Origin of the sequence: Alkaliphilus oremlandii OhILAs, from assembly GCF_000018325.1 — a bacterium.
Classification (GTDB): Bacteria; Bacillota; Clostridia; order Peptostreptococcales; family Natronincolaceae; genus Alkaliphilus_B; species Alkaliphilus_B oremlandii.
Genome location: NC_009922.1, coordinates 2974038 through 2993302, shown reverse-complemented (window position 1 = coordinate 2993302; position 19265 = coordinate 2974038). Strand labels below are relative to the sequence as shown.

The window sequence follows — 19265 nt, the reverse complement described above, 5'->3', positions numbered from 1 at the left end:
CTCCTGTTTTATAAGAAAATATAAAATTTTTAGGATATAATAAAAGTAAAAGGATTAGATAGGAGGAATGATCTCAATGAAAGAAATATTTGAAAGAAGAAGTATTCGGAAATACAAAGGGAAGGAAATTAGTCAGGATTATATACAAAAAATATTGCGGGCTGCTATGTATGCCCCATCGGCTGGCAATGAGCAACCATGGCATTTCGTGGTAATAAAGGATCGGCAGAAATTAGATGAAATTGCTAGTTTTCATCCCCATGGACAAATGCTAAAGGAAGCACCCCTTGCCATTATACCTTGTGCAGATCAGAGCAATTTAAAATACGAGGGTCTTTTTTGGATTCAGGATATGAGTGCGTGCATACAGAACATTCTTTTGCAAAGTAAAGCATTAGGCTTGGGAACCTGCTGGTGTGGTGTTTATCCTAGAGAAGAGTTAATGGAAGGTATGGCAAAGTTGGTGCATCTTCCGGCGCATATAACGCCAGTTGCTGTTATCGCTGTAGGATATCCTGCTGAAGAGAGAGAAGTCAGAGAACGATATAATCCAGATAGAATCCATAATGAAAGCTGGTAGCGAGGATAAAATCCATGTACTAAAGGAATGGGGTGAGAAAACGATGGAATATAATCAGTTAATATGTGAAACAAGAACGTATACAGAGAAGTTTTATACCCATAGCCATTCCTATAGCCAATTAATACTTCCGCTACAAGGCAGCTTATCTATAAAAACAGGTAAGAATGAGCTGAGTCTGAATGACAATCATCTGTTTTTTCTGCCACCTCAATGTGATCATTCTTATCATTCAGTAGGTATCAATAAATTTTTAGTATTGGATATTCCAAGGGATATAATCCTAATTCTATTAGGAGATACTTTGAAGCATGAAATTAGGCAGAATTTGGATGAACGATGGAAAGCTATTCGGTATCTTCTACAGGAAGAAGTTCGAAGTGCTAGCAAAAGGGGACTATATGACTTAGTGAAATATGCGTGCAGCTTTTTATTAGATGAAGTCAGACCGACTTCTATACAATATATCCATAGCAATTTTCATAAATCAATATCCATTGGTCAATTGGCAGCAATTGAAAGCTTCAATGAATCTTATTATATTGAGTGGTTTCATAGAAGAACGGGAATGACGCCGAATGCGTATATTCAAAAACTACGGCTCCAAAAGGCAAAGGAATATTTAGTCAACACAGATTTGAGTTTACTTGTGATTTCTGACCTTGTGGGATATAAACACCAATCCTCTCTTACGAGATTATTTATGGATCATGGAGAAGTACCACCAAGGGAATACCGCAAAAAGAGCCGAGAAACAGATAAAAGCTCCCCAGTTTAAGTAAAGAATTTTGTATCCATACATCCTATAATAATGGTGTGAATTCAAGCTTTAAAGGTTTGGTGTTGACATCATTATTTAGGAGGATAACATTATGAAGGAAAGAAATTTAAAGGCACAGATGCTTGTAATAATGGCAGCTGTACTATGGGGGACTACAGGCTCTTCCCAGGCATTTGCCCCACAAAATGCTACACCGATGGCGGTTGGTGCACTACGTATGGCCATAGGGGGCACAGCTTTACTTTTGATGGCAAAAATAAGAGGTGCATTTAAGACGAAAATAGAGTTGGATAAAAAATTACTGCTAACAGCCTCTCTATGTATGGCAGTTTATCAACCACTTTTCTTCTTAGGCGTATCTAAGACAGGAATTGCAGTTGGAACGGTTTTAGCCTTAGGAAGTGCACCTGTTTTTTCTGGTATTATAGAGTGTGTTTTTGGAGAAAAACTCAGTAGCAGATGGGTTCTAGGAACTGCATTGTCCATTGTAGGGTGCGGCTTGCTATTTGGGGGACAGGACGCTATGAATATGAATGTATGGGGCTCTATTTTGTCTATCGGTGCAGGCATATCCTATGCTATCTATGTGAAGGTGTCTAAGAAATTATTTGAGAATTCACCGATGGAGCCAGTCAATGGGCTCATATTTTTTATCAGTGCAGTCCTATTATCACCGATCTTATTTTTTCAGGATATAAGCTGGTTAGGTACTACTCGTGGAATTGTAACTATGCTCCATTTAGGAATCGTAGCAACTGCTGTAGCCTATACCCTATTTGCCTATGCACTGGTGAGTATTTCAACGCCTAAGGCAGTGGCTTTAACTTTGGTAGAGCCGCTGACTGCAGCCATACTCGGGGTAGTTGTATTTAAAGAAAGGCTTACAGGTATTTCTATTATAGGTGGGGTACTTTTATTTTGTGGACTCATCCTAAACTCTTATCCAGAAAAGGAAAAGATGGAAGATATGGTGATAGAGTTATAACTTGCAATTTATTAGACGAGAAATTTATAAAAAAACAAGCTATGACATAGAGGTGTCGTAGTTTGTTTTTTATAATGAGATGAAAGAAGGGTTTACAGAATCTGAAGCCAGAGAACGATTAATACAGAGCCTTAAAAAACTTAAGCGATGGATATAGCGCTATTATTTTAGCCGTCTGCTATAATAAAGCTATAATACCTTTGGTTTTGTAGGTAAGGCTGAAGAAGATATATACATCTTAAGAAGGGGACGGTATTGGAAAATGGGTAGAGCAGATATAAAAATTATTGACATTAGAGAGCATTGTGGTGCAAGAAATAAGATTTTAAGCTTTGAAGAACAAGAAATTATCTTTACTAAAGAAATAGAAAGAAACGGTAAGTATTATTTCAGTATAAATAGCTATGAACTGAGCACAGGCGTGGTGGAAGAAATATATACTTATGAAATTCCAGAAGCAGAGTTCTATAGTCAACATACTTACATTATTGAAAATGATATTTTAATAATTAAACCGTGTTTTAAAAATTTAAATAGCATAGAAGTAGATGCTTTAGATAGAAATTCTAAGAAGATTAAATCCAAGCATATTTTTGAAGTGAAAGAAGAAGTAACTTCTATTCCAATCGTCATCAATAGCCGTTATTTTTTATTCTATGCAGATATTGATGAGATGGATGAGGATAAGTACGGTTTTTATAAAGAGGCTGGGTATAGCCATTTTATATATTTATGTGACTTACTAGAAGATCAAATATACCTTGTAAACGACTTAAGATTAGTCAATGGACTTACGGTGGTCCATGGTTTACTTGATTGTTTGCCTACCTTTACCCATAATGATGAAGAATATTTACTGTTTAATGAAACTTATATGGAGGATTACGAATATGAGGAATATATTTATAATGCAATAAAGGATGGTCGCTTAGATAAAAACTTAGTTAAAGAAATAGAAGGGTTATACTATATCCCTGTTAACGATTTCGTGGAAAGTATTAAAAGAGGACAGAAAAATATACAGTTTAAAGAAATTAAAAAAAGATATTTAGATGGATGGGTAAGATATCTAGGAATGGATGAAAGAAATATATATTTTAGAGAAAAGGATTTTAAAACTGGAATTGAAAAAGTACATGCCCTAGATAAAGAAAAATTTGTGCCTACAGTAGTGAAAGAAATACATCATAAAAAAATAAAGGGTAGATTGATTTATGGAGATACGATATATGAAGAAGTTGAATTAGATGATTCTATTGAAATTAGGGGAATATATAACTTTGACGATACTTTTTCTTTTAAAAAGGGGAAGAATCTTTATTTTAAAGAGATGATCAACCATCGATATTTAATTTGTTGGCAATGGGTTGAAGATGAAGAAGAAAATTATTTTGAGTTTGTTCATATTATGGACCTTCAATCAAAGGGTCATATAAAATACGAGGGAGCATGTTCTATTTATAACAATGATATAGTTCTCTATCGATAACTCTAGATTATAGAAACAAGTAGCATCTTTAATTAATACCAGATAAAATGCGGCACGAAATATCGAGTGTTTTTAATTTGAATAATGTATGATTTTAATAGGAGGGGACAGCTATGAATTGGGTTCATCGAATGAATGAGGTTATAAGCTATATAGAGGACCATCTTACAGATGAGATTTCACATGAGAGGATATCTAAGATCGCAGGATGTTCTATCTATAATTTTCAAAGAATGTTCTCTTACATTGCAGACAAACCATTGTCTGAATATATACGAAATAGACGCTTAACACTGGCAGCTTTTGATATCCTAAACAGTACAGAAAGAATTATTGATATTTCTTTAAAATATGGATACGAGTCACAGGATGCGTTTTCTCGTGCTTTTAGAAATTATCATGGTGTGCTGCCTTCTACTGTAAGAAACGAAACAGTTCAGCTAAAATCCTGTCCTAAGCTATCCTTTCAAATGACGATAAAGGGGGAAAACCACATGAACTATAAAATTGAACAGTTTCCTGCGTTTAAGGTAGCAGGAATAGCCAATCAGATTAATACATCGGAGGCATTTGAAATCATTCCTCAGATATGGGAGAATGCTTGGAAAAATGGTACCATGGATCGATTCTTTAAACTCTTTGAGAAAGTAGATTATCGTCCTGCTGGCGTTCTTGGTATAAGCGAAGGTGGACAATGGGGAAATTCTGAAGAAATGAATTATATAGTAGCGGTTACAAACCACGTAGACCTTCCTACGTGTAATCATGTTTCACCGCCTGAAGGAATGGAGGAATTTTCATATCCAGGGTCAACATGGGTGATTTTTGAGGCAAATGGTGAACTGCCAGATGCCGTACAGAAGGTTTATAAACAATTCTATACGGAATGGCTGCCAAATTCAGGCTATCAGTTAGCGAATCTTCCAGTGATTGAATCTTATATGCCAGAAAATCATCAAGAAGTATGGATTGCAATTGTTAAAAATTAAGAGTAATCTAGTGTATTCCTAGGTAATAGGACTATTTAAAGCTTTTACAGCCTCTCGTGTAGAATATTTATAAAGTATTCAGTCATCCTATATATTCCAGCGAATAAAAATATTATTGCAAGTTATGTCAGGTTTTTGATGATTGAGTTTGATATAATATGCCTATAGAGAGGGGGAATATCATTGTCTATAAAAACTGTAGAAAATATGGTGAACTGGATAGAGGATCATATTACAATGAATCCAACACTGAGTGATATGTCTAGTTATGTTGGCTACTCGCAGTTTTACTGTTCTAAGAAATTCCATGAATATGTAGGAATAACCTTCAAACAATATATATCTAAGCGTAGATTATCTCTTGCCGCAATGGAAGTAAAGAATACACAGCATAGACTTTTAGATATCGCATTGAAATACGGATTCTCCTCTCAAGAAAGTTTTGCAAGAGCATTCGTAAATACTTACGGATACACTCCAGGTCAGTATCGAAAAGCAATAACCAACATTGAACTATACACGAAACCGAGCATATTCCCATTGCAAAACAATTAATTTATAGAGGTTTGAAAATATTATTTTAATAAAGAGGAGAGTAGAATGCATAATAGATTAATGAGAAATGATCTATGTTGGTGTGGTAGCCAAATCAAATATAAAAAGTGTCATGCTGAGTTTGATGATCGAATTAAAGATTATAAGAGACAGGGACATATTGTTCCACCTAAAAGCATTATAAAAACATCTGAACAAATATCGAAAATACGTGAAAGTGGAAAAGTAAATATTGCAGTTTTAGACTATATTGCAGAAAATATAGAGGCTGGTATAACTACTGAGAATATAAACGAACTAGTTTATAAAAAAACAATAGAACTTGGCGGTGTACCTGCACAGCTTCATTATAAAGGATTTTCTAAAAATGTATGTACTTCAGTTAATGATCAGGTATGTCATGGGATCCCATCAAAGAATGTAGTACTCCGCAATGGAGATATTATTAACGTTGATGTTTCAACGAATTATAAGGGATACTTTTCCGATTCTTCTAGAATGTTCTGTATTGGTGATGTGGATGCAAAAAAAGAAAGACTGGTTGGTGTGGTAGGTGAATGTATTGAACTGGGACTAAAACAAGTTCAACCGTGGGGTTTCTTAGGAGATATGGGTCAAGCCATACATGAACATGCTACCAATAATGGATATTCTGTTGTAAGAGAGATTGGCGGTCATGGTATTGGATTGGCTTTCCATGAAGAGCCATGGGTGAGCTATGTTTCTAAGCAAAAAACAGAGATGCTGATGGTGCCGGGAATGATATTTACAATAGAACCAATGCTCAATATGGGTACTGATAAAATATTTTTAGATCAAAAGAATGGTTGGACATTTTATACAGCGGATGGGCAACCATCAGCACAAAGTGAAATAATGGTATTGGTAACAAATGAGGGACATGAGATATTGGCATATTAATATGAGCGAAGGTGGAATGTGGAACTATATTCATATTCCACCTTATTTTTTACATCATAGACAAAAAAATAACAATAAATAATGTGGGAATGGTAGCTATGAAGCTGTATAGAGACATTAACATGCAAAAAATGGCGAAAAACGCCGATGGTTTAACTGGACAAAACATTCATTTATTGTTAAAATAATAACGAAATCATAAAAATTATTATAAACAAACAAGGGGGCATGACAGATGTATATGTTAGAAAGCATTGTGAGTAAGGTAAACGGAATTTTATGGGATTATGTACTAATTGTTGGTCTTGTAGGTGTTGGTATTTACTGCTCCATAAGACTAGGATTTCCCCAGATAACGAAATTTGGAACGGCTGTAAAGCAGGTATTTGGCGGTGTATTTAAAAAAGAGGCAAATAAAGAGGGGAGTATGTCTTCCTTTCAGGCATTGGCTACGTCCATCGCTGCACAGATTGGGACGGGTAACGTTGCAGGGGTAGCGACAGCCATCGCTTTAGGGGGACCGGGTGCTATTTTATGGATGTGGGTATCGGCTTTCTTTGGAATGTCAACCATATTTGTTGAAGCAACGCTTGCTTTAAAGTATAGGGAGAGAACAGAGGATGGGCAACTGGTTGGTGGACCTGCATATTATATAAAAAATGGAATGGGTACAAAAGGTTTAGCTTCATTCTTTGCCATTGCAATTATCATTGCCTTAGGATTCATAGGGAATATGGTTCAATCCAATTCCATCGCTAGTGCAGTAAGTACTGCATTTAATGTTTCACAATTGATGATAGGTGTTGTTATAGCCATATTTGCAGGCTTGATATTTATTGGTGGAATAAAGAGAATTGCAACCTTTGCAGAGATGGTAGTTCCAGTAATGGCCGTAGTATATATTTTCGGTGCAATAGCTGTAATTGTAATGTTTAGAGCAGATTTTATTCCAGTGATGAAATCGATTTTTGTGGGTGCTTTTAATCCGGCAGCTGTTTTAGGTGGTGCCGTTGGTATTAGTATAAAGCAAGCAGTACGTTTTGGAGTTGCTAGGGGTCTCTTCTCAAATGAAGCCGGAATGGGTTCTACACCGAACTCCCATGCCGTAGCCGATGTTAAACATCCAGCGGAGCAAGGATTATCAGCAATGGTTGCTGTATTTATTGATACCATGTTGGCATGTACAGCAACTGCTTTGGTTATTTTAGCAACGGGTGCAGATCAATCGGGAGCAGTAGGTGTTGGCATAACACAGGCAGCATTTAGAATAGCCTTTGGGCCTTGGGGAGAAAAGTTTTTAGCGGTTTGTTTAACATTCTTCGCCTTTACAACTGTTGTAGGATGGTATTATTTTGGAGAGAATAACATAAGATTCTTGTTTAAGAATAAGAATTCAATTAGATTATATCAGCTAATTGTATTGGCATTCATCGTTGTTGGTTCTTATCAACAAGTGGATTTTGTATGGAGCTTAGCAGATATGTTCAATGGAATTATGGTAATTCCAAACATAATCGCAATCTTTGTATTATTTAAAGAGTCCAAAAAAATCTTATGTGATTATGAAGGACAGATTTCTAAGGGAGAACGACTACACTATGATTATAGCTTTGAGAATAAGCAATTAAGTAAAAACTAAGTAAAAATAGCAGCCACCGAGAGCTAGAATGATCTAAGCTTTAGGTGGCTGTTTCGTTTACTAGCTTAAAACAAGTAGATATCTATTTCTTGTCATTTAGAATATCTATAAGCGCCATAAGGCTGGAAATTTCGTACTTAGGCTGTATGGCAGTATTGTTAACCTTTTTATGGGGATTAAACCAGCAGGTATCAATCCCGAAGTTTAAACCCCCTTGAATATCGGAGCTTAAGCTATCGCCTACCATCAGCACAGTACTTTTATCTATATGTTTTAAATGCTCTAAAGCAATTTCAAATATCTTAGGGTCTGGCTTGGACACCTTGACTTCCTCGGATATGACAATATCATCGAAATACTCTGCTATGGTGGATTTTCGTATTCGATTGTTCTGTACATCTCGAAGGCCATTGGTAATGATTGCAAGCTGATAATTTTCGTATAGGTTTTTAATAAGCGGAGTCGTTTCCTCATACAAAAAAGAACCATAGGATAGGTATTTCATATACAATTCTGCAAACTTTACCGTATCAAGCTGGATTCCTAATCGATCTGAAAGCCTTTTGAATCTTTCAATCTTTAATTTTTCCTGGGTAATCATCCCTTTCTCGAATTCTGCCCAAACCTGGTGATTTACTTCCTGATAAATCTTTAAGTGAATGTCTTCATTGTATTCTATATTAAAATGCAGTATCGCATTTTTGAGAGCATCTCTTTCGGATCTTTTAAAGTCGAATAAAGTATCATCTGCATCGAATAGAATCACCTTATATCCCATAATAATTCCTCCTACCATAATTTCATAGCGAATTAGTCCTGTCTATTATACTATAAAATCCTAGGGCAAAGAATAAACTTTAGGAATTTTATTTTTAAAGCGCCTTTCAAATTCCATATTTGTTATCCATTAATAAATAACAAATGTGTATTTCGTCGGATGAAACTATACAATATGATGTTCGTTGTATGAATTCTATAAAAGAGCTGTCTTACACATTCTAAGACAGCTCTTTCCAATTTTAATTTACATTTTTTCCGGTGCTTCGATTCCAAGTAACTCTAAGCAGGTTTCTAATACATTCATAGTTAATGTAATTAAGTTAATCCAAGATGATTTCTTCTCAAATTCTGTCTCAGAAATGATCTTAGTATCATGGTAGAACTTATTGAATGTATTGGCTAAATCGTAAATATAATCACAGATCCTATTTGGAGAATGATTTACAAAACTGAATTCCACAGTCTCATTGAATCGGCTCAACTTTAGAAGCAGACTACGCTCCACATCGCTATGAGGCACTCCGATTTTATCAGAAGCTTGGAACCCTTCTGCAGCAATTCTTCTAAGAATGGATTTAATTCGTACTATAGTGTAGAGAATGTAAGGGCCGGTGTTTCCTTCAAAGGAAGCAAAACGATCGATATCGAATACATAATCCTTCGTAATTTGGTTCGATAAGTCTCCATATTTTAAAGCAGCTAAGCCTACTTTTCTAGAAATTTCATCTACTTCACTCGGATCAATCGCTTCATTTTCTTGAAGTTTGTTATAAACGGCATCCTTAATGATTTGAATTAAATCTTGAAGTCGCATAACGCCGCCTTCTCTTGTCTTAAATGGCTTGCCATCCTTTCCATTCATCGTACCGAATCCTAAGAATTTTAGGGTTAAATCTTCACCTGCAATTTTTGTCTTTTTAGCACATCGGAAGACTTGTTCAAAGTGCAATTCCTGTCTTTTATCAACTACATAGATGATTTGATCTGGATCATAATCTTGAACCCTCTCCCAAATGGTTGCAAGGTCTGTTGTACTATATAAAGAAGAACCGTCGGTCTTTAGGACGATGAAAGGAGGAATCACGTGGTTATCCGTTTCCTTGGCTACATCTACGATCAACAAACCATCACTGAATGAGGTATAGTTATTCTTCTTCAGATAATCCACCATAACATCGATGTATTTTTGGCAATCACTTTCACCATTCCAAAGATCAAAGTCTACGTTTAAGTTACCGTAGCCCTTCTTTAAATCTGCTACAGAAACATTTAGAATGTGTTGCCATAAGGCCATATAGCCTCTTCTGCCTTTTTGTAACTCCGCAGTTGCCTGCTGCGCCTCTTCCATAGCAGCTGCATCAGATTTTGCCAGCTTACTGGCTGCAGGATAGATATCTTCCAGTTCATCTATGGTAAAGGGAGCTTCTGCTGGATATTCACCTTCATAGCTTTCGTCAAAATATGGAAGGTGTGGGCTACGTCTTCTCAGTTCTGAAATGACCATTCCCATTTGTAAGCCCCAGTCACCTAAATGAACATCACCGATAACCTTATGCCCTACAAATCTAGAGATTCTTTTAAGGCTTTCTCCGATGATAGCGGCTCTTAGATGACCAACGTGAAGGGGTTTTGCAACATTGGCACCACCGTAATCAATGATGATGGTCTGTGGCTCGGCAGGTTCCTCTAGTCCTAATTTTTCACTGCCATACATTTCATTCACATAGGCAGCTAGGAAGCTGTCTTTAACGTTGATATTGATAAACCCAGGGCCAGCAATCGTAATTTCTTCAAAGATTTCAACATTTTTTAAAGCTGGTAATAAATCATTGGCAATTTGAATCGGTGCTTTCTTATATTCTTTAGCGGCAGGTAGAGCACCGTTACATTGGAATTGGCATAGGTCCGGTCGGTCCGATACAGTAACCATTCCATACTTTTTGTCGTAACCTTTTTGCTCAAAAACATCTTCTACAAAAGCACTGATTTGCTTAATCAGTAATTCCATATAAATACCTCCTAATTTTATTTGTTCATAAAAAAATAAAAAACCCATCTCTAAATAAAAATAGAGACGGGTATAATCCGCGGTACCACTCAATTTGACTAAAATAGTCCACTCAGAACTTTAACGCAGTTAACGACACACCCTTGCAAATGCTCAGGTAGCTTCTCAGAGGCCCTTTTCCCAATTCTCTTTCTTGCAGAACTTTCACCAACCTTCTGCTCGCTGTTAGAAATATAAATTGATACTCTTCTCATCATCGAATTTTTTTAGATATATTATTGATTATTGTATAGTATGGCATATTTGATGTCAATGAATTCTTTCAATTAAATTTTAGAATCAGAAAAATTTATTGGAGGTTCATTGCGATGGGTTTTTGAAAATCTATACTGCATAAAGTTGGTAATCGGAATAAAATAGATATAGAAAGCATATGGAATGAAGCCTGTGGCACTGACATTCATGGTCGTAGTCGGCACAAAGGCAGCTAAGCTCCATGGAATAATTGCTGCTAGAACGATTCCAGTGTTTTCTAAATCAATTGCCAGCTGATAGGAATCCACGTTTCTTTCCTTATAAATATTCCCCATGAGCTGATTTGTTAGAACGACTGCAATGGCCTGACTGCATCCAACAGCAGCAGTTATACCGCTGACGATGGCAGTGTACAGAAATAAATCCTTCCGCGAATTTGCCTTTCTTAAGGTGCTTTCAGTGCCTTTTAGCATATCGGTTCCCTCCAGTATTCCAGCTAGGGCACAGGATATGAATACAACAAGGGCCGCCTTCCACATGGAGAAGATCCCACCACCCTTGATGATGGTGTACAGAGGATGGGAGGGCTCTAGGTGAAATCCTAAAAGTAAGTATTGAAACATATGGGCCACACTATAATTCTGAAGTGAAATACCGATGATCCCTGCCGATAGAATACTGAGGGACATGGAGTGCTTCACATTTACTTTAAATAAAGACAATAGGAGGATGATCATTGCTGGTACTAAAACGATCCAGTGGATATAAAAGGTATTGGTTAGATCACTGTGGATACTGCTTTCACTGAAGGTTAAAGGCTGATTCAGTGAGATGAAGGTATAGATTCCTGTAGATAGAACGAAGGGGATGGCTCCGGTCAAAAACATATTGCGTATATTGGTATAAAGATCCGTTTCTGTCAAATTTGCAACTAAGTTTGCGCTGGAAGACATGGGAGAGCAACGATCTCCAAAATAGGCACCTGCCATAATGGCTCCTGCTGCTATATTCAGGTTCATATTTCCACTTCTCGCCATGACGATAAGAGCCAGACCTGCAGTGCTGACGGTTCCTAAAGCGGTGCCAAGGAGGAAGGAAACCAATGTACAGATTAAGAAGGAATACAGTATAAAGAATTTAGGGTTCATGAACTTTATGCCGTAGTAAACGATGCCTGGAACTGTTCCTGCTGCCATCCATACGGATGTAATAGCACCTATAAACAAGAAAATTTTCAGTACGACAAAAGACTTTTTACTGCCATTATAGGACATTGTATAGATATCCTTTAGGGAGAATTCTCTCTTCCATGAAATCAATGCAAATGTTAAAAAACTTAGGAATAGAGGAATACCAACATAAATTCCTTTCAATACAGAAAAGATCAAAACACAAAATGTAAAGATCATTCCACCAATTATATCCATAGTAAACGCCCCTTTATTTAAGCTTATTCTCTGTTTGGGAAAGGTGATTCAACTTCTATATAGAATCATATTAATATAAATTGGAAGGTTATTCAAATAAATTTGGAAGATGCTTGTAACTTCAATAGTAAAAGTAAGAAGTATTAGAATGGAATGCTTGTGATATAATGGTAATAAAGTTTTGATGGATGGAAGGTATTGATTATGCAAAAATTACGCAGACTGAATCCTTTTGGAAAGAAACCAAATAAACAAATGAGAGAGCACTATAGTCAAATTAGTTCGATTTACACCAAGGGAAGATTTATGAATCCTGAAGCAAGCAAGAGAAGCTTAAGGGAGATCAAATATAAAGATCATATCAAGGGGATTTTGAATAAAAAAGATCTCAAGCCTCAGGTTGGCATCATTCCTATTATAAAGCAAGGTGGTCTAATAGAATTAGAGAGTCAACAGATTGGCATCACTTGGCTGGGTCATTCATCCGCTGTTGTGCAAATCGGTGGAAAAGTGATGCTCATTGATCCTGTACTGGGGCATTACGTATCCCCATTTCCTATAAAGTCCTTTAGCAGGTTTTATAAGGACATTCCCATAAGGGCAGAAGAACTCCCAAATATCCATGGCGTGATCATATCTCACAACCATTATGATCACTTAGACAAAGATACGATCTTGGCCATCGACCATAAAGTTGGTAGCTATTATGTGCCCTTAGGTGTCAATAGCTACCTAGAATATTGGGGCATTGAAAAGAGCAAAATCATCACCATGAATTGGTGGCAGGAATCTCAGCTGGAAGATGTCACCATCGCCTGTACACCGTCCAGACATTTTTCTGGAAGATATGGCCTGGATGCAGATGCGTCCCTATGGTCCTCTTGGGTGATTCAGTATCAGGACCGGAAGGTTTTCTATAGTGGGGACTCCTCTTATGGTAGCCACTATAAGGAGATCCATAAAAAATATGGAAGTATGGAGATTGTCTTAATGGAATGTGGCCAATACAACAAGCTATGGCCCGATGCCCATATGATGCCTGAGGAATCCTTAGCAGCGGCAGTGGATTTAAATGCCAAGATAATATTGCCAGTTCACTGGGGAGCGTTCTCTCTATCGACACATCAGTGGAATGATCCTCCAAAGAAGATGACATATTTGGCAAATGAGGCCAATATGGAAGTCATTATTCCAAATATAGGTCAAAGCATTCTATTGAACCAAACAGAGAACAATGAATCCATTTGGTGGTGATGATCATCCAATTTATTTAATTCGTACTTTTAATCAATGTATCATAGAACAGAATTCTTAAATAATTGAATGGAGGTAAAAATATGAAGATTGGATTTGTTGCAATTCATGTAAAGGATTTAGATGAATCTCTCGTGTTCTATACGGAGCTTTTAGGGTTTACGGAGATCAAGCGATTCAGTCCTGAGGAAGGCGTTCATTTAGTCTTTTTAAAGGATGAAGAAGCAGGAAAACTAGAGCTTGTATACAACCAAAATGTTTCTAAGAGCCCTAAAGATTCTAAAGGCTCCAAGGTAACGGTCGGATTAGAAGTTCAGAACTTAGAAGCGGTTTTAAGGAAATTAAAATCCAAGGGCGTAGAGCCCATCAGAGGGCCTATTGCAGTTCCAAGTGGGGAAAAAATAGCATTTATAGAAGATCCCAATGGTGTGGAAATTGAGTTTATTGAAGGATTTTAAATATAGGATGGTATTCTTCCTATCATAAGCGCAACGATACCCAGCGAAGAGTTATGATCGCTGGGTATTTTCTATTTTTGTCATAGACTTTTCTGGACACAAAAATTAATGGAAACAAATATAAATAAAGTACAATTAAGTACAATAAACAGCAATTAAATATTGACTTTAATAAAAAAACTGATTATACTTGAATAAAATAATGAAGAGGAGATTCAATCGTATGGAGAATAAATTTTACACCATCGATCAAGTGGCAGAACTATTGGATATGCATCATAAGACCATCAGAAAATTTATAAATGAAGGGCAGCTTAGAGCCACCAAAGTGGGCAGGCAGTGGCGGATTTCAGGACATGATTTAAGTGTGTTCATGGAAAAAAGCAATGAAACAGCAGATACTGAAATCGTAAATGAAGAGCTGAGCGTTGAATATTCCTCCGCAGGAGACAGGGAAGAGAGGCAAAAGCAAATCCATGTATCCTCCGTAATCGATATGAACGAAATGGAGAAGGATGAATATATCAGAGTATCCAATACATTAATAGCCATCGCCAATGGTTACAGAAACGAAGGAGATCAACATACCATTCAGATAAAATACGATGAAAGAGACAAAAGGGTTCGGGTTATTCTTTGGGGGAGCATTGCATTTACAGAAAATATATTAAGCTCTGTTGCCATGATCCTAGAGTAGTCTTCGTGGGTAAATCATAGTGAATTAATAACAATAAAAAAGAAAGGAGTGTATGATTTTGGCTGTTGGCCATATCATACAAAAACTCTTATGGAAATCAATAAAATAACAGAAAATAACATGGACATTGCAGTTGTAAGCAGTGATGAGATATTAATAACGGATGTACAGTCTGCACTGGACTTTATAGCAACCGTCCAGTATCAGTCCGATTGCAATCGTATCCTTCTACAGAAATCATCCCTCTGTGAAGATTTTTTCAACCTGAGAACTGGTGTTGCAGGAGAAATATTGCAAAAATTTGTGAACTACGATGTAAAGCTGGCCATAGTAGGAGATTTTTCCGTATATTCAAGTAAAAGCTTAAGGGATTTTATTTACGAAAGTAACCATGGAAAGGACTTATTCTTTTTAGGAAACGATAAAGAGGCGATTCAGAAGTTATCCTTCGCTTAAAAGGGCTACATTCACTAGACTAGGGCTCATAAAAATACCCGTGAAAAGTATAGGGATCAGAATCGCAAAAGACAGTCATTTGTCAATCTAAGAGAACTATGATAGTATAGAAGCCTATGGGGAGACCCCTAGGCTTTTGTAATTTTCAAGGATGCTATCCTTTGCAAAGCTTAATTAGGAATCTTTGAGATCCTATGATATAGAAAAAATAATATAATAGAGATGGAGGAATCGATCATGTTTACTTTACCGAATTGTCCAAAATGCAGTTCAGAATATACTTACGAGGATGGTAGTATGCTCATCTGTCCAGAATGTAGCCATGAATGGACACTGGAGGCAGGAAACGCGGAAGATGAAAAGGTTATAAAAGATGCCAATGGCAATGTATTAAACGATGGAGATACAGTCACAGTAATTAAAGACCTAAAGGTCAAAGGGTCATCATTGGTGGTTAAAATGGGAACCAAGGTGAAAAATATTCGTTTGGTGGATGGAGACCATGATATCGATTGTAAAATTGACGGCTTTGGTGATATGAAATTAAAGTCTGAGTTTGTTAAGAAGGCATAAATGAGGGGTTCTATTGGATAGGCACTTCAATCATCCTTTATGATTAGAAAGTTTAACATGAAAACAATTGCCAAGGCTATAAGGTGAAACATGGATCTTATAGCCTTGGCATCATTTATTTTGTCTACGATGAACTACAGTACAGTAACTCTTTTCAAGGAATAGTGTTCATATTCCTTATGAGTAACAATCTTCTCAAGAATTTCAACTAAGCGGTACACCTCTTCATAGGAAACGTACAGGGCTACGGGCGCAAGACGAATCACATTGGGCTCTCGGTAGTCGGGAATCACCTTATGATCCCGTAGCGCTAAGCTAATACGGTAGGCTTCATCGTGTTCCAGTGCCACATGACCTCCTCGACGGCTATCTTCACGAGGATTCCCAATGAAATATCCATGATGAGATAATTTTTGATCGATTAAATACATCAAGTAAGCGGTAATGTGCAAGGATTTAGCACGTATAGTTTCTATACCTACTTCATTAAAGATATTCAAAGAGCCATCCAGTGGCGCCATGGAAAACATATTGTGCGTTCCCAATAGAAAGCCGTTGGCATCGTTATTTTGATCGAACTCATGGCTCATAAGGAATTGACTTTCTTCCTTGCTGCCAAACCATCCTTTGAGGCCAGCATTTCTACCGAAATGCCTTCTATTGATATACATACCAGCATTTGCCCCTGGGCCACCGTTGAGGTATTTATAGGAGCACCATACTGCAAAGTCGGGGTCAATTTTTTTAAAATCATGAGGAACGGAGCCGATGGAATGAGCTAGGTCCCAGCCGATGATAATGCCTCGTTTATGGGCTTCCTTTGTAATCAGCTCCATATCGAGAAGCTGGGCACTGCGATATAGAACCGATGGAAGCAGAATCAAGGCAACATCCTCTTTCATTTCTGCGATAATATCTTCTTCACAGAGGGTGCGTCCATCCTTGCTTTGAACCTGAACCAATACGTCTTCAACTTCATATCCCTTCAGCTCAATCATACTTTTCGTAGCATAAATGTCGGAGGGAAAGTTTAACGCATCAACGAGGATCTTGTATCGCGCTTCTGTTGGTGTATAAAAGGTTGCCAGTGCTTGGTGAAGGTTTGAGGTAATACTGCCCATCACAATAATCTCTTCAGCATCTGCATTAATTAAAGACTTTAATTTTTCTGCAAGGTTTCTAGAGAACTTAAAATAACGCCCATCCTCAACGCCCCAAATCTTAATGGCTTCCTTGCGCCATACATTCATTACATTCTGAAGTGCCGCTTCTGCATCCTTGGAGCTGAGACCCAAGGAATTTCCGTCCATGTAAATTTCGCCTTCATTTAAATAGAAGCGCTGGCGAGTAGAATTCAGTACGTCCAGTCGATCTAATTCCTTAGCAAATTCCAATCCATCTTTAAATTCATAAATCATGAATATTCCCCCTAAAATATTTTATTATATAAAATATTAGCATAAAGAATTCAATTGAAATATAGACTTTTGAACTGCTTTATGGCTTATTTATTACAAAATGAAGGTATTATTCCTATATAACCTTCAATCAGAAGGAAGGACTAAAGGGGCTTAATCGGCCGATGGATTAAAGGAGAATTTAGAATGATGGATGTAACTACTTGGCTGTATTTCATTAACTGGGATAAAAAGTCGTTCATCATATCCACATTGGGCATGGAGGCCTTTACAATGTAGTTTGCATTCCCTGTCACACAATGAATCTCTGTTACATAATCATTGGACTTCAATATTTCCACCATCTTTTCCCAAGGAATTTTCACATCGGTAATTTCCATAAAGAAGCTAACGCCATAACCGATTTTATTGGGAGGTACATGGGTCGTAAACTTTTGCAAGATGCCTTTTTCTGTTAACCGAGTCATTCTTTCGCTGACACTGGGTCTGGAAAGGTTAATAATCTTTGAAATTTCCGTAATTGAAATACGAGAATTTTCCTGCAGCAATTCAATAATTTTTTTATCGATTTCATCCATGAAAAATCACCCTTTGCAGTTTTTACTCGATACATCTTTTATCCTATATTTTTACTATACTTATAAATCAATCATACCATATTTTTAAGCAGATGAATTTATCAAGAAGATTTAAGAAAGATGCAATATCGTTTAAAGGAATTTATGGGAAAATATAGAATAATAAAATATAAAGAAGAAGGAAGAGAGGGATTGAAATGCATTATACTTTAGGGATCTTTTTTGGAGGAATCATCATACTGTATGGCATGCTATTACTAACGAGAAGAAAATTTGCCATCAGAGAAACCTATGTAAACCTGTTTTTTCTTGGGATTGTAATATTACCGCGAATAATAGACGTAATAAAAGAGGGTAAATGGCTATGGGCATTACCTTTACTGATCGGTGCCCTTATTTTAGTCCTTATCGTTGGCAGACACAGAGTCACCTTAACAAACGTTGATGCTCAAATGGTAGCCACCGCCCTTACAGGCGTTTTAAAGGAGCGGGGTATGGCCTATGAAAAGTATAAAAATAAAATTATTTTGAAGGGATATGAGAATAAAGAAATTAAATATATGCATTCATTAAACTCTGTATCCATTGATTTTAACTGTATTAAGGATCTGCCTTTCTATAAGGAGGTGGAAGGCGCACTAATTCATAGGATTCAAAAGAGCGATGAGAAGGTATTTCCTTCCTCGGGGGTTTTTTATATCGTGATTGGGTGGCTTTACTTGCTATTGTATTATAATACTGTAAAAATGTAGGATACCTTGGACTTCATTTTTTTCGATGTCAAAAGAATTAGGAGGAAGATATGGAAGAATAAAAGTCAGATAGGGAATGTGCGAGTGATATAGAAAAGAGGTGTTTTCATAATGGAGATTACGCTAAGATTACTAGATGAATCAGTTTCAGAAAAACTTTTCAAATTTGAACTTGAAAATAAATCTTTTTTTGAGAAAGTAGGCTTATCCAGAGGAGAGAATTATTACGATTTTAATAATTTTAAAACAATGATGAAAGAGATCATTGTAGAGCAAGAAAGAGATCTGCTCTATATGTATTTAATTGAAAACAGCTGCGGAAATATTGTTGGCAGAGTAAACCTAGTATCTGTTATAAGAGGAAATTTAAATAAAGCTGAAATCGGTTATAGAATAGGTGAGCAGTATCAAGGACGGGGATATGCTACAAGTGCTGTAAAGCTGGTACTAGAGAAAGAACTGAATCAACACAAACTGCATAGAGTAGAAGCTGGAACTGCTACAGATAATATGGGTTCACAAATAGTATTAATTAAGAATGGCTTTCAATTTGTTGGACGGTATAACCAGTATATCCATCAGAATGGAAGGTGGCATGATAGCTTAAGTTTTGAGAAAATTCTAGATTAGGTTTCAATAGATCTAAGTAATAAAAATCAAATAATGCTGG

At 36.6% G+C, this 19265-nt stretch carries 20 protein-coding genes and 1 other annotated feature; of the genes, 15 read left to right on the top strand and 5 right to left on the bottom strand.

What is annotated here, in order from left to right; genetic code table 11:
• Positions 1-76: 76 nt before the first annotated feature.
• From CLOS_RS14470 to CLOS_RS14435, 8 genes are all read left to right on the top strand, one after another.
• Positions 77-580, top strand: coding sequence for a nitroreductase family protein (locus tag CLOS_RS14470; protein ID WP_012160587.1), 504 nt, complete (start codon positions 77-79; stop codon positions 578-580).
• Positions 567-1358 (top strand): helix-turn-helix domain-containing protein, encoded by a 792-nt coding sequence (locus tag CLOS_RS14465; protein WP_242649581.1) that lies wholly within the window; start codon positions 567-569, stop codon positions 1356-1358. The genes CLOS_RS14470 and CLOS_RS14465 overlap by 14 nt, the downstream gene beginning before the upstream one ends.
• 94 nt (positions 1359-1452) lie before the next feature.
• Complete coding sequence (locus CLOS_RS14460) at positions 1453-2346, top strand: DMT family transporter (protein WP_012160585.1); 894 nt, start codon at positions 1453-1455, stop codon at positions 2344-2346.
• 262 nt (positions 2347-2608) lie between these two features.
• Positions 2609-3835 (top strand): hypothetical protein, encoded by a 1227-nt coding sequence (locus CLOS_RS14455; RefSeq protein WP_012160584.1) that lies wholly within the window; start codon positions 2609-2611, stop codon positions 3833-3835.
• A gap of 113 nt (positions 3836-3948) precedes the next feature.
• Positions 3949-4824: an AraC family transcriptional regulator gene (locus CLOS_RS14450; RefSeq protein ID WP_012160583.1), complete on the top strand. Its 876-nt coding sequence runs from the start codon at positions 3949-3951 to the stop codon at positions 4822-4824.
• Between the two features lie 183 nt (positions 4825-5007).
• Positions 5008-5379 carry a helix-turn-helix transcriptional regulator gene (locus tag CLOS_RS14445; protein ID WP_012160582.1) on the top strand — a complete coding sequence of 124 codons (372 nt, stop codon included), beginning with the start codon at positions 5008-5010 and terminating at the stop codon, positions 5377-5379.
• A gap of 45 nt (positions 5380-5424) precedes the next feature.
• On the top strand, positions 5425-6300 hold the full coding sequence (locus CLOS_RS14440) for a methionyl aminopeptidase (RefSeq protein ID WP_012160581.1): 876 nt from the start codon (positions 5425-5427) through the stop codon (positions 6298-6300).
• A gap of 235 nt (positions 6301-6535) precedes the next feature.
• Positions 6536-7939, top strand: a complete 1404-nt coding sequence (locus tag CLOS_RS14435; RefSeq protein ID WP_012160580.1) for an alanine/glycine:cation symporter family protein — start codon at positions 6536-6538, stop codon at positions 7937-7939.
• An 82-nt stretch (positions 7940-8021) separates the two neighbouring features.
• Here the strand turns inward: CLOS_RS14435 and CLOS_RS14430 are convergent, their stop codons facing one another.
• The 3 genes from CLOS_RS14430 to CLOS_RS14420 all read right to left on the bottom strand — a co-directional run bounded on the left by CLOS_RS14430 (position 8022) and on the right by CLOS_RS14420 (position 12409).
• Positions 8022-8717, bottom strand: coding sequence for a YjjG family noncanonical pyrimidine nucleotidase (locus CLOS_RS14430; protein WP_012160579.1), 696 nt, complete (start codon positions 8715-8717; stop codon positions 8022-8024).
• 246 nt (positions 8718-8963) lie between these two features.
• Entirely contained in the window at positions 8964-10727 is a 1764-nt protein-coding gene (argS, locus tag CLOS_RS14425) for an arginine--tRNA ligase (RefSeq protein ID WP_012160578.1), read from the bottom strand.
• Positions 10728-10786: 59 nt separating this feature from the next.
• Positions 10787-10993 (bottom strand) — a binding site (T-box leader).
• A 60-nt stretch (positions 10994-11053) separates the two neighbouring features.
• Positions 11054-12409, bottom strand: coding sequence for a Na+/H+ antiporter NhaC family protein (locus tag CLOS_RS14420; protein WP_012160577.1), 1356 nt, complete (start codon positions 12407-12409; stop codon positions 11054-11056).
• Positions 12410-12613: 204 nt separating this feature from the next.
• On the opposite strand from CLOS_RS14420, the gene CLOS_RS14415 reads away from it, so the two are divergent.
• From CLOS_RS14415 to CLOS_RS14395, 5 genes are all read left to right on the top strand, one after another.
• Positions 12614-13663 carry an MBL fold metallo-hydrolase gene (locus CLOS_RS14415; RefSeq protein WP_012160576.1) on the top strand — a complete coding sequence of 350 codons (1050 nt, stop codon included), beginning with the start codon at positions 12614-12616 and terminating at the stop codon, positions 13661-13663.
• 83 nt (positions 13664-13746) lie between these two features.
• Entirely contained in the window at positions 13747-14121 is a 375-nt protein-coding gene (locus CLOS_RS14410) for a VOC family protein (RefSeq protein ID WP_012160575.1), read from the top strand.
• Positions 14122-14344: 223 nt separating this feature from the next.
• Positions 14345-14818 carry a helix-turn-helix domain-containing protein gene (locus CLOS_RS14405; protein WP_012160574.1) on the top strand — a complete coding sequence of 158 codons (474 nt, stop codon included), beginning with the start codon at positions 14345-14347 and terminating at the stop codon, positions 14816-14818.
• 90 nt (positions 14819-14908) lie between these two features.
• Positions 14909-15274: a DUF4180 domain-containing protein gene (locus CLOS_RS14400; protein WP_012160573.1), complete on the top strand. Its 366-nt coding sequence runs from the start codon at positions 14909-14911 to the stop codon at positions 15272-15274.
• A gap of 237 nt (positions 15275-15511) precedes the next feature.
• Positions 15512-15847 carry a zinc ribbon domain-containing protein YjdM gene (locus tag CLOS_RS14395; protein WP_012160572.1) on the top strand — a complete coding sequence of 112 codons (336 nt, stop codon included), beginning with the start codon at positions 15512-15514 and terminating at the stop codon, positions 15845-15847.
• Positions 15848-15981: 134 nt separating this feature from the next.
• On the opposite strand, the gene kynU is transcribed toward CLOS_RS14395, so the two are convergent.
• Together kynU and CLOS_RS14385 are read right to left on the bottom strand one after the other, a co-directional pair.
• Positions 15982-17265 (bottom strand): kynureninase, encoded by a 1284-nt coding sequence (gene kynU / locus CLOS_RS14390; RefSeq protein WP_012160571.1) that lies wholly within the window; start codon positions 17263-17265, stop codon positions 15982-15984.
• 143 nt (positions 17266-17408) lie between these two features.
• Positions 17409-17843 (bottom strand): Lrp/AsnC family transcriptional regulator, encoded by a 435-nt coding sequence (locus CLOS_RS14385; RefSeq protein ID WP_012160570.1) that lies wholly within the window; start codon positions 17841-17843, stop codon positions 17409-17411.
• Between the two features lie 197 nt (positions 17844-18040).
• Here CLOS_RS14385 and CLOS_RS14380 point away from each other — a divergent pair, with 197 nt between their 5' ends.
• Together CLOS_RS14380 and CLOS_RS14375 are read left to right on the top strand one after the other, a co-directional pair.
• Positions 18041-18595 carry a hypothetical protein gene (locus CLOS_RS14380; protein ID WP_012160569.1) on the top strand — a complete coding sequence of 185 codons (555 nt, stop codon included), beginning with the start codon at positions 18041-18043 and terminating at the stop codon, positions 18593-18595.
• 111 nt (positions 18596-18706) lie between these two features.
• Positions 18707-19225, top strand: a complete 519-nt coding sequence (locus CLOS_RS14375; protein WP_012160568.1) for a GNAT family N-acetyltransferase — start codon at positions 18707-18709, stop codon at positions 19223-19225.
• Positions 19226-19265: the final 40 nt, after the last annotated feature.

What these genes read in the sequence shown, in the direction of transcription:
- CLOS_RS14450 (WP_012160583.1), top strand. Translation starts at nt 3,949, where the DNA reads ATGAATTGGGTTCATCGAATGAATGAGGTTATAAGCTATATAGAGGAC.
- CLOS_RS14460 (WP_012160585.1), top strand. Translation starts at nt 1,453, where the DNA reads ATGAAGGAAAGAAATTTAAAGGCACAGATGCTTGTAATAATGGCAGCT.
- CLOS_RS14440 (WP_012160581.1), top strand. Translation starts at nt 5,425, where the DNA reads ATGCATAATAGATTAATGAGAAATGATCTATGTTGGTGTGGTAGCCAA.
- kynU (WP_012160571.1), bottom strand. Translation starts at nt 17,265, where the DNA reads ATGATTTATGAATTTAAAGATGGATTGGAATTTGCTAAGGAATTAGAT.
- CLOS_RS14455 (WP_012160584.1), top strand. Translation starts at nt 2,609, where the DNA reads ATGGGTAGAGCAGATATAAAAATTATTGACATTAGAGAGCATTGTGGT.
- CLOS_RS14465 (WP_242649581.1), top strand. Translation starts at nt 567, where the DNA reads ATGAAAGCTGGTAGCGAGGATAAAATCCATGTACTAAAGGAATGGGGT.
- CLOS_RS14375 (WP_012160568.1), top strand. Translation starts at nt 18,707, where the DNA reads ATGGAGATTACGCTAAGATTACTAGATGAATCAGTTTCAGAAAAACTT.
- CLOS_RS14410 (WP_012160575.1), top strand. Translation starts at nt 13,747, where the DNA reads ATGAAGATTGGATTTGTTGCAATTCATGTAAAGGATTTAGATGAATCT.
- CLOS_RS14415 (WP_012160576.1), top strand. Translation starts at nt 12,614, where the DNA reads ATGCAAAAATTACGCAGACTGAATCCTTTTGGAAAGAAACCAAATAAA.
- CLOS_RS14385 (WP_012160570.1), bottom strand. Translation starts at nt 17,843, where the DNA reads ATGGATGAAATCGATAAAAAAATTATTGAATTGCTGCAGGAAAATTCT.
- CLOS_RS14405 (WP_012160574.1), top strand. Translation starts at nt 14,345, where the DNA reads ATGGAGAATAAATTTTACACCATCGATCAAGTGGCAGAACTATTGGAT.
- CLOS_RS14400 (WP_012160573.1), top strand. Translation starts at nt 14,909, where the DNA reads ATGGAAATCAATAAAATAACAGAAAATAACATGGACATTGCAGTTGTA.
- CLOS_RS14380 (WP_012160569.1), top strand. Translation starts at nt 18,041, where the DNA reads ATGCATTATACTTTAGGGATCTTTTTTGGAGGAATCATCATACTGTAT.
- CLOS_RS14420 (WP_012160577.1), bottom strand. Translation starts at nt 12,409, where the DNA reads ATGGATATAATTGGTGGAATGATCTTTACATTTTGTGTTTTGATCTTT.
- CLOS_RS14435 (WP_012160580.1), top strand. Translation starts at nt 6,536, where the DNA reads ATGTATATGTTAGAAAGCATTGTGAGTAAGGTAAACGGAATTTTATGG.
- CLOS_RS14430 (WP_012160579.1), bottom strand. Translation starts at nt 8,717, where the DNA reads ATGGGATATAAGGTGATTCTATTCGATGCAGATGATACTTTATTCGAC.
- argS (WP_012160578.1), bottom strand. Translation starts at nt 10,727, where the DNA reads ATGGAATTACTGATTAAGCAAATCAGTGCTTTTGTAGAAGATGTTTTT.
- CLOS_RS14470 (WP_012160587.1), top strand. Translation starts at nt 77, where the DNA reads ATGAAAGAAATATTTGAAAGAAGAAGTATTCGGAAATACAAAGGGAAG.
- CLOS_RS14395 (WP_012160572.1), top strand. Translation starts at nt 15,512, where the DNA reads ATGTTTACTTTACCGAATTGTCCAAAATGCAGTTCAGAATATACTTAC.